The sequence below is a fragment of the Pseudomonas sp. P4_C3 genome, from assembly GCF_056402075.1.
In genome coordinates, this window is record NZ_JBFUIC010000021.1 from 1 (window position 1) to 14,631 (window position 14,631).

The 14,631-nt window shown below is 58.8% G+C and carries 13 protein-coding genes; 1 reads left to right on the forward strand and 12 read right to left on the reverse strand.

Annotation, left to right across the window (positions count from 1 at the left end):
- Positions 1 to 568 (reverse strand): class I SAM-dependent methyltransferase (locus AC1DVH_RS06530; RefSeq protein WP_477753096.1); only part of this gene is annotated, 568 nt, incomplete at its 3' end.
- A gap of 146 nt (positions 569 to 714) precedes the next feature.
- Entirely contained in the window at positions 715 to 1,071 is a 357-nt protein-coding gene (locus tag AC1DVH_RS06535; RefSeq protein WP_477753097.1) for a DUF6124 family protein, read from the reverse strand.
- 503 nt (positions 1,072 to 1,574) lie between these two features.
- On the opposite strand from AC1DVH_RS06535, the gene AC1DVH_RS06540 reads away from it, so the two are divergent.
- Positions 1,575 to 4,304: an RHS repeat domain-containing protein gene (locus AC1DVH_RS06540; protein WP_477753098.1), complete on the forward strand. Its 2,730-nt coding sequence runs from the start codon at positions 1,575 to 1,577 to the stop codon at positions 4,302 to 4,304.
- Between the two features lie 9 nt (positions 4,305 to 4,313).
- Here the strand turns inward: AC1DVH_RS06540 and AC1DVH_RS06545 are convergent, their stop codons facing one another.
- The 10 genes from AC1DVH_RS06545 to tcyJ form a co-directional block, all read right to left on the reverse strand.
- Complete coding sequence (locus AC1DVH_RS06545; protein WP_007972909.1) at positions 4,314 to 4,958, reverse strand: methionine ABC transporter permease; 645 nt, start codon at positions 4,956 to 4,958, stop codon at positions 4,314 to 4,316.
- Positions 4,948 to 6,069, reverse strand: a complete 1,122-nt coding sequence (locus AC1DVH_RS06550) for a methionine ABC transporter ATP-binding protein (protein WP_477753099.1) — start codon at positions 6,067 to 6,069, stop codon at positions 4,948 to 4,950. The genes AC1DVH_RS06545 and AC1DVH_RS06550 overlap by 11 nt, the downstream gene beginning before the upstream one ends.
- 2 nt (positions 6,070 to 6,071) lie before the next feature.
- Positions 6,072 to 6,881 (reverse strand): MetQ/NlpA family ABC transporter substrate-binding protein, encoded by an 810-nt coding sequence (locus tag AC1DVH_RS06555; protein WP_477753100.1) that lies wholly within the window; start codon positions 6,879 to 6,881, stop codon positions 6,072 to 6,074.
- Positions 6,882 to 7,010: 129 nt separating this feature from the next.
- Complete coding sequence (locus AC1DVH_RS06560) at positions 7,011 to 8,363, reverse strand: LLM class flavin-dependent oxidoreductase (RefSeq protein WP_477753101.1); 1,353 nt, start codon at positions 8,361 to 8,363, stop codon at positions 7,011 to 7,013.
- On the reverse strand, positions 8,363 to 9,556 hold the full coding sequence (locus AC1DVH_RS06565) for an SfnB family sulfur acquisition oxidoreductase (protein ID WP_477753102.1): 1,194 nt from the start codon (positions 9,554 to 9,556) through the stop codon (positions 8,363 to 8,365). Before AC1DVH_RS06565 ends, AC1DVH_RS06560 begins: the two co-directional genes overlap by 1 nt.
- A gap of 23 nt (positions 9,557 to 9,579) precedes the next feature.
- Positions 9,580 to 10,812, reverse strand: coding sequence for an SfnB family sulfur acquisition oxidoreductase (locus AC1DVH_RS06570; protein ID WP_477753103.1), 1,233 nt, complete (start codon positions 10,810 to 10,812; stop codon positions 9,580 to 9,582).
- A gap of 218 nt (positions 10,813 to 11,030) precedes the next feature.
- On the reverse strand, positions 11,031 to 11,795 hold the full coding sequence (locus tag AC1DVH_RS06575) for a hypothetical protein (protein WP_477753104.1): 765 nt from the start codon (positions 11,793 to 11,795) through the stop codon (positions 11,031 to 11,033).
- 485 nt (positions 11,796 to 12,280) lie between these two features.
- Positions 12,281 to 13,036 (reverse strand): L-cystine ABC transporter ATP-binding protein TcyN, encoded by a 756-nt coding sequence (gene tcyN, locus AC1DVH_RS06580; protein ID WP_477753105.1) that lies wholly within the window; start codon positions 13,034 to 13,036, stop codon positions 12,281 to 12,283.
- A gap of 4 nt (positions 13,037 to 13,040) precedes the next feature.
- Positions 13,041 to 13,706 (reverse strand): cystine ABC transporter permease, encoded by a 666-nt coding sequence (gene tcyL, locus AC1DVH_RS06585; RefSeq protein WP_046040764.1) that lies wholly within the window; start codon positions 13,704 to 13,706, stop codon positions 13,041 to 13,043.
- On the reverse strand, positions 13,706 to 14,506 hold the full coding sequence (gene tcyJ, locus AC1DVH_RS06590; RefSeq protein WP_223457337.1) for a cystine ABC transporter substrate-binding protein: 801 nt from the start codon (positions 14,504 to 14,506) through the stop codon (positions 13,706 to 13,708). The genes tcyL and tcyJ overlap by 1 nt, the downstream gene beginning before the upstream one ends.
- Between the last annotated feature and the right edge of the window lie 125 nt (positions 14,507 to 14,631).

Sequence of the window (14,631 nt, forward strand, 5' to 3'; positions counted from 1 at the left end):
GCCGGTAGTAATGCTCCAGCTCCACAAACCCCGCCTCGATCAACAATTGCTGCCAGGCCGCCAGGTCGTGATACGACCCATAACGCGGCCCGTTCCAGCCTTCCTGATTCTCGCCACGGGGATTGGAACTGAACAACACCCCACCCGGTTTCAGCGCTCCCCACAACTGTTTCAACACCCGCGGTAATTCCTGACGCGGAACATGAAACAGCACCGCGTTGGCAAAAATCCCGTCGAAACGCTCGGCTGGCAGATCAAGCTTCAAGAAGTCTTGCTGCCACACCTCGCAGCCGCTGTCCTCACGGGCCATCTGCGCGAATTTTTCCGAACCGTCGAGGCCGACCGCCTTGTGGCCCATACGGGTGAACGTCTGCAGATCACGTCCAGGCCCGCAGCCAAAATCGAGAATGTCGAAAGGCGCTTCGCCCTGAATGTGCCGCAGCAGGGCATCGATGTTCTGGCTGACGTCGTGATCGCGGGTGCCTTCTCGGAAACTTTCGGCCGTCGAGTTGTAGTGGCCCAGGGTCGTGGAGGTGATCTGTTCGAGGTCGTCGGGTGTTTGCTTCATGGTCGGCTGCGCAGGAAAAAGGAGATGGGTTGACTATAAGCGCTTTCGCGCTTTGAAAGATCGCAGCCTGCGGCAGCTCCTACAGAGCCTGAGTCGGACGTGAATTCTGTAGGAGCTGCCGCAGGCTGCGATCTTTTGATCTTGGCTCAGTCCTTCTTCATCCCCAAACACTCAATGGAGTGATCCACCATCGCCTTTGCAATCTCCAGCAAATGCCAGATCGAGTACACCATCGCCCGGTCGGCGCCTTTGAGTTGATCGCCACACTGATACGCCGTGACCGAAGCACAGCGCAGCAGGTCGGCGACATAGAGTTGGGTGTCTTCAAAACTCACGTCTTTGCTGACGTTGTAGAAGCGCATTTCATCGGTTGGTGCGGGTTGCTTGCCGGTGAGGTGGAAATCGATGGCACGGTAGAGTGCGGAACGATCTCTGAGCAAATCGTCGGTGACGGTTTCGTTGGTAGGGTTTTCGGGAGGAGGATCGGGTACGGGTTTCTTCATTGGTAAAACTCCGATGTAGTTGGAGCCAACCGATATCGCGACTAAACGAATAGGGGGTGGCAGCTGCACGCAGGTTAGTCGACCGGACATCGGGAACCGGCGCACCCGAAGGTGCCCTGCGCACAGCCACCATAAATTTCAGGCAATAAAAAACACCTGAAGAAAGGTGGCGCTGTGCGCCCGATGATATCCGGGCGACTAAACCCRATCACTGATGAGCAGTGACGGACCGAGACTAGCCACGGAATTCGGCAGGCGCAAGCGAGCGAAATGATCTAGGAAATTTCCTGCAAAGGAAAGGGAACAGGCATGCAAAACCGCTGATTTTCCTGTACGAAAACTTCCCTCTGGAAGTCTGTGATCACCTGTGGCGAGCGAGCCTGCTCCGGGCGGCGTTCCGACGATGGCCATTTCACGGACATCGACCTGTTACTTCTTACAGTTTCGGTCCGGCCAAAAAAAGCCCAGTCTTTCCTCAGTCAAAGCGAAGGACCGTCAATGCCGTGAACACTCATCACCACACCGCGACACCGACGCTGTCGGTCATCGATCCACGCGCCCTGACGGTTCGCAGCGTCGGCTATTGCCGCCATCCCGACAGCCTGGAGATTGACCCACGCATCACTCGGCAACGCTTCGACGCGGCCGGCCGCTTGGTCGAGTCTTGCGACCCACGTTTGTGGGGCACGGCGCCGATGCCGAACCTGACCACGCTCTACGGCTTGAACGGGCAACCGTTGTTGACGGACAGCGTCGATGCCGGGTGGCAGTTGAGTGTGCTGGATCAGGCGGGTTCGCCCTGTTCATTCTGGGATGCACGAGGCAGTCAGCGTCACACGGTGTTCGACGAACAACAGCGGCCCGTCACCGTCACGGAACAGGCCGTGGGGGAACGACCTCGCGTGGTGGAGCGCCTGACCTATGGCGGCTCCGAACCCGCGTACGCAGCGCACAACCAGTGCGGACAGATGATTCGCCATGACCATCCGGCAGGCACACAATGGGTGGCCGACTATGGGCTCGCCGGTTCAGCGCTGGTTGAAGAGCAACGCTTGCTCCTCGAACTTGAAACACCCGACTGGCCGCCCAAACTCGATGCCAGAGATGAGCACCTGGAAGCTCAATCATTCATCACCCGCCACCGTTTCAATCCCACTGGTGAGCTTCAGGAGCAAACCGATGCCATGGGCAATGTTCACACCTTTGGCTATGACGTGGCGGGCAAGCAGGGTGAGGCCTGGTTGCAATTGGTCGGCGAGGGTAAGCGAGCGCAACGCCTGGTCAGCGACATCCGCTACAACGCCCAGGATCAAGTCGAACGGGAAACCGCCGGCAATGGTGTGCTGACCCACGCCGAGTACGCCGCCGATGACGGACGGCTGATCCGGCTGGTGGCGGCGGTCGGCAACCAGAAGCCCTTGCAGGACCTGAACTATGTCTACGATGCGGGAGGCAACATCGTCGAACTGCACGACCTGTCCCAGCCCGTGACCCATTTCAACAACCAGCGCATCGACCCGATCAACCGCTACCGCTACGACAGCCTCTATCAACTGGTCGAAGCCCAAGGCTGGGAGGTCAGCCAGCCGAGCCATGGCCCAGCTCTGCCGACACTGTTGCCCACGCCGCTGGACCCCAACCAGCGGCGCAATTACACCCAACGCTTCGAGTACGACCGGGGCGGAAACTTGATCACCCACCAGCACAGCGGCGCGCCTAGTTTCTCGATGTTCACCTCGGCACGGAGCAACCGCAGCCTCGCGCAGCGCGATGACGGCTCGCTGCCGGGCGAGCCTGAAATCGCCTCGGGTTTCGACGCCTGTGGCAATCAACGGGAACTGCAACGCGGGCAAGCCATGCTCTGGGACCGCCGCAATCAATTGAGCCGCGTGACGTTGGTCAAACGCGAAACTGAGCCCGACGACTACGAATGCTACCGCTACGACCGCCCCGGCCACCGCTTGCGCAAAACGGGATTTGCCCACAGCAGCGGCCGCACCCTGCGCAGCGAGGTCCGTTACCTCCCGGGTCTGGAAATCCACCGCCAAGCTGATGGCGAAGAGCACCACGTCATCAGCGTCGAAGCCGGACGCAGCAACGTGCGGGCGCTGCATTGGCCCGAAGGTGCGCATAGTGACCAGCTGCGCTACAGCCTCAGTGATCACCTCGACTCCAGTACCCTGGAACTGGATGACGAGGCGGGCGTGCTGACCCAGGAACACTATTACCCCTTTGGCGGCACGGCGTGCTGGGCGGGTAAAAGTGCGCTGGTGGCGCAGTACAAGACCATCCGTTATTCGGGGAAAGAGCGGGATGCGACGGGGCTTTATTACTATGGCTATCGGTATTACGCACCGTGGTTGCAGCGCTGGATTTGTCCGGATCCGGCGTGGGACGTAGATGGGGTTAATCTGTTCAGAATGGTTAGAAATAATCCGGTGATACTTGAAGATGTAGATGGACGAATGCCCTTTGGAACGCCGAATAATAAATCGATTGCGACTGGTGAGAACTCTGAATCACCTGAAAACGCAGCAGAATCCTATGTGGCAGCGATAGCGCGCAACACTGAAAGCCTGACTGTTGGGGCAAGTTCTCGGGATAAACCTTCAACAGGAATACTGGAGGGGGGTGTAATGAGACCTGACCGACGAGGACGCAAAAGAAGCAACTCTGTACGGGATATAAATACAGTGTACCGATATGACTTCCGTTTCCCCGGGGAAATAATGAGACGCGGATTTGAGGGAACCAATTCTGATGGGCACGCCTTTGCCCGATACGGCAGTCGGACCGTTTTTACCTCTACCCTTCGGGCAGGAGCTGATATGTTTAGAAAAAGTTTGGAAAAGGTAGCAAATAAAAAAACTTCTCTATTTTTATATAAGATTTCACTTGTGGATATGAATTATTTTGATTTTTATCGTGGGTTTTTAGTGTCGGGGGATAAGTTTGTTGGAGAGGTTGCCCGGTTGCTGTTTGAGCAAAACTCTGCGGCATATACAGCAACAAATAAATACAAAAAAATAGGACGTCAAGCTTTTGAAAGCTATCTCACCGATAAGTTACGCGATCGAATAGTTGATGGCTTTGTTGCAGTCAATGAATTACATGTTGAAGGCCCTGTGCAGCCTCGGAATATAACTCCACTCATGCCCGCAAGACTCGAATATCTTGATCTGGCAGTTCAAAGCCATGGTGTTAAATCTACTAGTGTGGGCCTAAAGGCATGACGTAAGATTTTATCTTTTGTTCAACCCCCGAGCCAACCGGTCCCCGCCCAACTGAATCACCGCCACCAACGCCACCAGCAGCACAATCACCGTCAACATGATCTGGCTATCAAACCGCTGATACCCATACCGATAGGCAATGTCCCCCAGCCCACCGGCGCCAATCGCCCCGGCCATGGCTGATGAGTTGATCATGGTCACCAAGGTAATGGTGAACCCGCCGACAATCCCCGGCAGCGCTTCCGGCAATAACACGTGCCACACGATGTGCCAACGCCGGCAACCCATGGCTTGCGCCGCTTCGATCAAACCGTGGTCGACCTCGCGCAAGCTGACCTCGGCGATGCGCGCAAAGAAAGGCGTAGCCGCGATGGTCAACGGCACAACCGCCGCCCACACGCCGTAAGTGGTGCCGACGATGAGCCGGGTGAACGGAATCAACGCCACCATCAAAATCAGAAACGGAACCGAGCGAAACAGGTTCACGAACGCGCCCAGTGCGCGGTTCAGCGCCGGGGCTTCGTAGATGCCGCCCTTGGAACTGGTGACCAGGATCACCGCCAGCGGAATGCCCGCCAACAGCGCGATCAACGACGACACGCCGACCATCAAGAACGTGTCGATGAAACCCTGTAGCAAGCGATCAAACCACATAGCCCAGCACCTCCACCTGTTGCGCCCATTGGCCGGCGCGTTGACGCAATTGCTCGGCACCGAGCGGTGAGCCGGTCACCGCCAGCAGTAGTTGCCCCAGGGCATGACCCTGAATCCGTTCCACGCCGCCTTGGAGCAATCGCACACGGCCTCCGAGGGCGCTGAACAGTGCCGCCAGGTCCGGTTCATCGCGTTGACTGCCGGTGAACTGCAAGCGCAGGACCACGGCGGCGTCCGAGGATGTTGGCTGCGCCTGCAAACGGCTTTGCAGCTCTTTGGGCAATGCGTGTTGCAACGGCGCCAGCAATGTCTTGCTGACCTCATGCTGTGGATTGCCGAACACTTCCCAGACCGGTCCCTGCTCGACGATGCGCCCGTGTTCCAGCACCACGACCCGATCACAGATCTCACGGATCACCGCCATCTCGTGGGTGATCAGCACAATGGTCAGCCCCAGGCGTTGATTGATCTCGCGCAGCAGGCCGAGGATCGATTGCGTGGTCTCGGGGTCCAGTGCCGAGGTGGCCTCATCGCACAGCAGAATCTCCGGGTCATGCACCAGCGCCCGGGCAATGCCTACACGCTGTTTCTGCCCGCCAGACAACTGTGCCGGGTAAGCCTTGTGTTTGGCCTGCAAGCCCACCAGATCCAACAGCTCACGGACTTTCTGCTCGCGTTTTTCCTTGGGCACGCCAGCGACTTTCAACGGCAACTCGACGTTCTGCCAAACGGTCTTGGCCGACATCAAGTTGAAGTGTTGGAAGATCATGCCGATGCGCCGACGCAGCGCCACCAGGCGGTCTTCGTCGAACTCGCCGATGTCGACCTGATCGATCAGCACCCGGCCGCTGCTCGGTTGTTCCAGGCGGTTGATGGTGCGGATCAGCGACGACTTGCCGGCGCCGCTGCGGCCGATGATGCCGAACACTTCGCCGCGCTGGATCGCCAGGTCGATGCCGTGCAACGCGGCCACCGGTCCTTGTTGGCCGTTGTAGGTTTTACCCAGGCCAATGAATCGAACATGGGCACGATTGAGCTCGGGATGCAGCTCGGTTTGTTCAGCACGTTGAGGCTCTGGAATCTCCAGTCGCCGTTGGAAGGCGGCGGTCATGCTCAGCTTTCCCAGCCGGCTTGATAGAGCTTGCCGTGGGCTTTATCCAACGCGGCGCGCACAGCGGGCGAGTGCTGGTAGATGTCGACGAACTTGATCAGGCGCGGGTCGGTTTTGCTCTTTGGCTGGATCACGAACTGAATCACGTACTCTTTGTGATCGAGGCCGTCGAACAGCAGCGCGGAGCCCGCGTCGAAGGTTTTCGACAAGCGAATGTAGGCCGGGTAGCCCTGCACCAGATCGGCGTCGTCATAGGCGCGTACCAGTTGCACGGCTTCGACCTGGAGGATCTTGATGTGCTTCGGGTTGGCGATGATGTCTTCTTCGGTGGCCTTGTAGCCGACGCCGGGCTTGAGGGTGATCAGGCCAGCCTTGGCCAGCAGCTGCAAGCCGCGCCCACTGTTGATCGGATCGTTGGCGATGGCCACGCTGGCGCCTTGCGGCAGTTCGTCGAAGCTTTTGTATTTCTTCGAGTAGAGGCCGACGTTGTTGATGATCCCCGGCGCGAATGGCACCAGGTCGAACCCTGACGCAGCCTTGGCGTTTTCCAGGAACGGGATGTGCTGGAAGTAGTTCACGTCGATGTCGCCAGCGGCGAGGCTGACGTTCGGCGCGATCCAGTCGGTGAACTCCACCAGTTCGACTTTCAGTCCTTGTTTGGAGGCCTCTTCGACAGCTGCTTCAAGGGGAATGGCGAAAGCGGCGGTGGTGCCAATTTTCAGGGGGGCGTCGGCGGCGAAGGTCACCGAGCTGAACAGACCGAGGGCCAGGGCCAGTGCTTTGACTGGGTGGAAGAGGTAGTGCTTTTTCATGATGAGTAATCCAGTCAGTGCATTAAGTTTGTGTTGTCTGTTCGGGCCTCATCGCGAGCAAGCTCGCTCCCACAGGGGTTATGTGAACACCCGAGATCCACTGTGGGAGCGAGCTTGCTCGCGATGCTTTTAGCGTCGGAAAGCGGAGCCAGTGTGCTGCTCAGGCAAATGCGCCTCCCGCTGAAACAGCTTTTCGCGCAAGGTGCCGCTGTCGTACGCGGTCTTGTACGAGCCCCGCCGTTGCAACTCGGGAATCACCAAATCAATGAAATCCACATAGCTTTCCGGCGTAACAATGCGGGTCAGGTTGAAGCCATCCAGACCCGTCTCGGCGATCCACGATTCCAGTTCATCGGCTACCTGCTCAGGCGAGCCAACCACCGTGATGTAACGACCGCCGAGAGCGTGCTGCTCCAGCAATTTGCGCCGAGTCCAGTCGTTGTTTTGCAGGTGTTTGGTGGCGGACTGGATGGCGTTGCTCTTCACGTACTGGATCGGCTCGTCGATTTCATATTGAGAAAAATCGATCCCGGTGGACGCCGAAAAGTGCGCCACGCCGGCCTCTGCACTGGCGTAGCTCAGGTATTCGGCGTGCTTGGCCCAGGCCAGCTCTTCGGTGGAGCCAACGATCACGTTCAGGCCCATGAACACTTTGATGTCCTCGGGATTGCGCCCGGCTTCGACGGCACTGGCGCGCACCTTGTCCACCTGCGCCTTGGTCGATGCCTTGGTCTGACCACTGATGAACACGCACTCGGCATGTCGCCCGGCGAACAGCAAACCGCGATCCGAGCTGCCGGCCTGGAACAGTACCGGCGTGCGCTGCGGCGAAGGCTCACAGAGGTGATAACCGTCGACCTGATAGAACTCGCCCTTGTGCTCGACCTTGTGCACTTTGTCCGGCTGCGCGTAGATCCGTTGCTGCGGATCGTTGAGTACCGCGCCGTTTTCCCAACTGCCTTCCAGGAGTTTGTAGAGCACCTCCAGGTACTCGTCGGCCTGGTCGTAGCGGCGGTCATGCTCGACCTGTTCGCTCAGGCCCATGGCCTTGGCGGCGCTGTCGAGGTAGCCGGTGACGATGTTCCAGCCGACCCGCCCACGGCTCAGGTGATCCAGGGTCGACAGGCGGCGGGCGAACAGGTACGGCGCTTCGTAGGTGAGGTTGGCAGTCAGGCCGAAGCCGAGGTTTTTCGTCACTGCCGCCATCGCTGAAACCAGCAGCAGCGGATCGTTGACCGGCAACTGGATCGACTCTTTCAGCGGCACGTCCACCGAGTTCTGGTAGACGTCGTAGACCCCGACGATGTCGGCGATGAACAGGCCGTCGAACAACCCGCGCTCCAGCAACTGCGCCAGTTCGGTCCAGTATTCGATCGTGTTGTAGCGGGTGGATGTGTCGCGCGGGTGCGCCCACAAACCGTGGTTGATGTGCCCGATGCAATTCATGTTGAAGGCATTCAGCAGAATTTTCTTCTTGGCCATCAGATGGTCCCCCGCAGTGGCGGGTTTTCATCGTTGAGGTAGTAATTGCCGACGGCGTGATATTTCCAGCGTACCGGGTCGTGCAGGGTATGCACCCGGGCGTTGCGCCAGTGGCGGTCGAGGCCGTGTTCAATCAGGGTCGCCTGGCTGCCGGCCAGTTCGAACAGCGTGCTGCCGGCGGCCAGGGAGATTTCTGTGCTGAGGGCGCGGGCTTCGGCGACGGCAATCGAGGCGGCAGCGACAGTCTCGGCGTTCGTGTCGGCCTGGGCCTTGTCGAGGTATTCACCGGCACGTTCCAGCAGCGCCTCGGCGGCGTGCAGGCGAATGCTCAGGTGGCCGAAGCTCTTGAGGGTCAGTGGATCATCCGTGGCTTTTTCGTGGGTGGCGTCAATCCACGGCCGGGTTTTGGTGCGCACGAAGTGCAGCGCATCTTCATACGCGGCGCGGGCGATGCCGGTGTCGATGGCGGCATGAAGTATCTGCGCCAGCGGACCGACCGGAGTCGGGCGCTCGAAAGCGCTTTGAAAGGGGATCACATCTTCGGCGGCAACAAAGACATCTTCGAACACCACCGAACCGCTGCCGGTGGTGCGCTGGCCGAAGCCGCTCCAGTCGTCGATCACCGTCAGGCCCTTGCTGTTGCGCGGGACGAACGCCAGTTGCTGCACGCCGTTTTCATCCACCACCGAGGTGGGAATGCGCTGGGCGTAAATCGCACCCGTGGCGTAGAACTTGCGACCATTGATGCGATAGCCGCTGGCGTCGCGAGTCAGGCTGGTGACGCGATCGTGTGCGGTTTTGGTGCCGAGTTCGGCCAACGCATTGCCGAAGCGCTGGCCGGCCAAGACTTCGGCGTACAGGCGTTGCTTCTGCTCGTGGCTGCCRTTCACCCGCAGTACTTCGAGTGCATAGAAATGGTTCTGCGGGATCTGCCCCAGGGAGCCATCGGCCCGGGCAATCAGAGCGATGACTTTGGCCAGGGTCACGTTGGATACACCGGCGCCGCCGTATTCCTTTGGCACGCTGATGCCCCAAAGACCCGAACGGGAAAAAACCTCCAGTTCCGGATGTGGCAAACGGCGCTCGCGGTCGCGTGTGGCGCTGTCGCGTTTGAAATCTTCGGCCAGGTCGCTGGCGACTATCAGGGCTTGTTCATCGCTGGTAATGACCGCGACGTGCTGAGAACTTGTCATGTGTTTCTCCAGATGTCTGGTCGTCAGATCCAGGAATGGCGATTAGGCAGCGTGCTATTGAGGCGATAGGCGCCAACCGCGTGATACTTCCAGCGCACCGGGTCGTGCAGGGTGTGCACCCGGGCGTTGCGCCAGTGGCGGTCGAGGTTGAATTCGGCGAGGGTCGCGCGGCTGCCGGCCAGTTCGAGCAGCTTTTCGCTGGCCAGCAACGAGATCTCGGTGGTCAGCACTTTGGCTTCGGCCACGGCAATCGAGGCGCGGGCGGCAGACTCGGCGGTGAATGGTGCGGCGCTGACGTCATCGAGTACTTGCCCTGCTTTGCGCAGCAGCGCTTCGGCAGCGTGCAGTTCGATTTTCAACTTGCCGATATCGGCGATCACGTACAGGTCATCGCTGGCTCGCTCGACCTTGGCGTCGATCCACGGCCGGGCGCGGGTTTTCACGAAGTCGATGGCGTCGTCGATGGCGCCTCGGGCGATACCGGCGTCGATGGCTGCTTGAATCAGTTGCGAGACGGCACCCTGAATGTTCGGCGTGTCGTTGATCCGCCAGTTATCCACCACCAGTTCGGGATCGACCTGCACGTTGTTAAGCAAAATCGTGCCGCTGGCGGTGGTGCGCTGACCAAAACCGGACCAGTCATCGACGATGCGCAATCCCGGTGTGCCGCGACGGATGAATGCCAGCACTTGCTTGCCGTCATCGTTCAACGCCTTGACCGCGACCCAATGGGCGAACAGTGCGCCAGTGGAATAAAACTTCTGGCCATTGAGGACGCCGTCAGCGGTGATGCGCGCCTTCAGCTCCAGGGTGTTTTTGGTGCCGCGTTCCGGCCCGGCATTACCGATGCGCCAGCCATCAAGGACACTTTTGAACAGTTGTCCTTTCTGCGCTTCGGTGGCGCTGCCGAGTATCAGGTTAAGAATGCCGAACTGGTTTTGCGGGATCTGCCCAAGCGCCGGATCGGCCGCGGAAATGATCGCGAAAACCTCGGCCAGGGTGACGAACGAAACCTGCGGGCCACCGTACTCGCGGGGGATGGAAATGCTGCCCAGGCCGCTGCGGGTGAACTCTTCGATTTCCGCCCACGGCAGCTTGCGCTGCCGGTCACGTTTGGCTGCTTGCAGGCGGGCGACCTGCGCCAGTTCGTGGGCTGCCTTGATGGCTTGAGCGTCATTGCGCAAGACTTTTGCGGGCAACAACAGCGGGGCGATGTCCAGGTCACTCTGGACGATTGCATCTGCCAGACTGGACATCAGTGCCGCTCCTTGGCTGCACGCAATGCCCTGGCGATCTGCACTGGGGTGATTGTGTTCCGGACCATACCTACCTCACATCTTATGGAAGCGCTGCTTGTGGCGGCGCATGAAAACAAGGATGTCCGGTGGTCCGGTTTATATACCCTAAACGTGTATAAATATTTTATGAACTAACTTTTTGGAATATGCATAGAAGGGCGTTCTCGGTGTTTTTATCATTTCTCGCGGGGTTCAGCGGCCTTGATGTGCTGTTTCTTCGGAACTTTCAGATAAGGATTGGCACAACCGATCTTCAGCACCCGAGCCGGCGCCCAGCGGGAGTTGTTGCCCACCCTGTCGAGAATGCAGTACGTCACTTCCAGCCGCAGATCTTCGCCGGCTTCGAGGATGATGGCCGGCGGTATCCAGACCTGAATCGGCTGGCCCACATCGGCGGACTTGAGCCGTGGCAGATCCATGCGCACATCACCCCAGCGCAGGGTGATTTCGTCGTCGACGGCCATGTTCAGGTACGGCTCGATGGTCAAGGGAACACCGCGTTTGACCTGGCTCGGATTGACCCCCTGACGACGAATCGCCTCGGGAATGCCCACCGGTGCCAGGCACTGGTTTTCATCGCCGCACAGCGCGGAGGGTTGGCCGCCTGGGCAGTCGAGTTTGATCTGCACGTTGCGGCTGGCCGATATCGCCGGGCCCCTGCCAACCTGCATGACCCGGTAGTGAATGCACGAGGTACCGTTGGCGACAAAACTTTCAGGCACCCGCAGCTGCACCGGTTGGCCGACATCGCTGGCCGTCAGCACGCGGGAGGCCACGTAGCAGTTGTCCCAGAACAGTTCAATCAGGTCGCCTTCGTCCATGGCGGGGTAGGGCGCGACCTCGATCAGCAGGTGCGCCGCGCAAGTGACGTTGATGCCGGTCTTGTTGGATTGCGCCAGGGTTGGGGCCACAAGCCCGGATTTGTTCGAGGTGCTGTTCATGAAGTCTCCTTGAAGTCTTGCAACGAAGTCCGTTTCTGGAATATCAAAAACCAATAATCGAACAGAAAAACCATTCATTACTTTGAGTTGAAATAATGATTTAAGCGTGATGAGTGTCGCTGGCAAGAGACTAGATAAGAGTCAGGAAGATCAGGTGTCAATAAGATTTGTTAGTTGTGGGTGGTGTGTGGTGCTATTCAGAAAGTTCCTACGCTCCCAAGTAAGTAAACCACGCCGTTGCGTCGAATTTATCTGCTGAAATCGGGGAAATACGGGCGGGTTTGTGCAAGTCACAAGCACTGTCTTGCGATGGGTGATCTGATTGGATTGGCACTGTTTAATTGTTGCGATGCATATGTATGTGCCGCGTGTGCGCACAAGATATGCATCTCGAGTAGATTGGTTTAGTTTGATATTAATGGCGCGTATTTCGAAGGGGTTGGTAACTTCCATCCGTGGAAGATTACCGTTGTTGCGCAGGATTATTAGTTGTGAGCGTTATTCAGGAACTTGCTAAGGAACTGTTTGGTTCGTTCTTCTTTCGGGTTGGCAAACAACGCCTTCGCTTCGCCTTGCTCGACGATCACACCCTTGTCGAAAAACACCACACGGTTGGCCACGTCCCGGGCAAAGCCCATTTCGTGGGTGACGATCACCATGGTGCGCTTCTCTTCGGCCAGGCCGCGGATGGTCGCCAATACCTCACCCACCAGCTCCGGGTCGAGGGCCGAGGTCGGTTCATCGAACAGGATCACTTCCGGTTCCATCGCCAGCGCCCGGGCAATCGCCACGCGCTGTTGCTGGCCACCGGAGAGGCGACGCGGGTAAGCGTCTTCCTTGCCCGCCAGGCCAACCTTGGCCAACAGCTTTTTACCCAGGGCAACGGCATCGGCGTGCGGGATCTTCTTGACGATGATCGGGCCTTCGATAACGTTTTCCAGAGCGGTGCGATGGGGGAACAGGTTGAAGTTCTGGAACACGAAGCCCACATGCTGGCGCAAACGCCGCACCAGGCTCTGCTGCTGGTTCAGGGGACGGCTGGTATCGACCTCGATATCGCCGACCTTGATCCGGCCGCTGGTGGGTTCTTCCAGAAAGTTCAGGCAGCGCAGGAAGGTGGTCTTGCCCGAACCGCTAGGGCCGATGATCGCGACCACCTCGCCTTCCTTGACCTCAAGATCGATGCCGTTGAGCACGACTTGACCCTTGAACTGCTTTGTCAGTTTTTCCACGACAATCATTGGGTCAGGACTCCTGGTCGTGCCGATTGACCCGCGCTTCCAACTGGTTCTGCAGGTGCGAAAGCACCGTGGCCAGGACCCAGTAGATCAGTGCGGCGGCAAGATACATGGTGAAGATTTCGAAGGTGCGGGCGGTGATCAGCTGTGCCTGGCGGAACAGTTCCGGCACCTGGATGGTGGCGGCCAGCGCGGTGTCCTTGACCAGCGAAATGAAGCTGTTGCCCAGCGGCGGCAATGCGGTGCGCATCGCCTGCGGCAGGATGGCCCGGCGCAGGGTCTGCGCGCGGGTCATGCCGATACTGGCAGCCGCTTCCCACTGGCCACGCTCGATGGAACTGATCGCGGCACGCAGGATTTCACAGGCGTAGGCGGCCATGTTCAGCGAGAAGCCGATCAGGGCCGCCGGCAGCGGATCCAGTTCCAGACCCAATTGCGGCAAGCCGTAATAGATCACGAACAGTTGTACCAGCAACGGCGTGCCGCGAAAGAACGACACGTAGATGCGGGCGATCCAGCTCACCAGTTTGAAACGCGACAGGCGCATCAGCGCCAGGCCGAAGCCCATCACCAGGCCGAAGAACATCCCGCCCAGGCTGAGGATGACCGTGTAATACGCGCCCTTGAGCAGAAAGGGCGCGGAGTCCAGTGCGAGTTGGAAAGCTTCTCCCATTACTGAGTGACGTCTGCGTTGAAGTATTTTTCCGAGAGCTTTTTCAGGGTGCCATCGGCGCGCAGCTTATCGATTGCCTTGTTCACCGCGGCCAGCAGTTCAGGCTCGCCTTTGCGCAGGGCAATGCCGGCTTCCTGACGGGAGAACGCATCACCGGCGGCGGTGGTGTCCTTGGCCTTCTTGGCGTATTCCAGCGCGGCGAGGCGGTCGATCAGAATGGCGTCGATACGGCCGACACGCAGGTCCTGGAACTTGGTCGGATCATCTTCGTAGGTGCGGATGTCAGCGGTTGGGACATTGGCTTTCACCCACTCTTCGTAGTTGGTGCCCAGGCCTACGCCGACTTTCTTGCCAGACAGGTCGGCGGCGGACTTGATGTTCAGCTCGGCGGCCTTCTTCGTCAGCACCAGTGCCTGAATACCGGAAACGGTGTAGGGCTCGGAGAAGTCATACTTCTTCTTGCGCTCTTCGGAGATGGTTACCTGGTTGATCACTGCGTCCAGGCGCTTGGATTCCAGGGCCGCGAGGATGCCGTCCCATTTGGTCGGTTGCAGTTTGACTTTGACACCCAGCTCTTTGGCCAGGGCTTCGGAGAACTCGACTTCGAAGCCGGTCAGTTTGCCGTCGGCGTCGACGAAACTGAACGGTGGGTAGGTGCCTTCCAGGCCAACGTTGATCACGCCAGCGTCTTTGATTTTTTGCAGTTGCTCACCGGCAACCGCCTGGCCAATCAGGCCGGCGCTCAGTGCCAGGCCCAGCGAGCCCACCAGCAGATTGCGACGTAGTGCGGAAAAATTCATGACAAGCCCCTGTGTTTTCTTATGGAAGACGCTTAAGGAAAGTTGGCAAATTCGGGATTCGGACGACTGCAATATCCTGCCTTAATGCAGCTTATGCGTCTCCTTGCAAATTCGCCTGCGGCGTG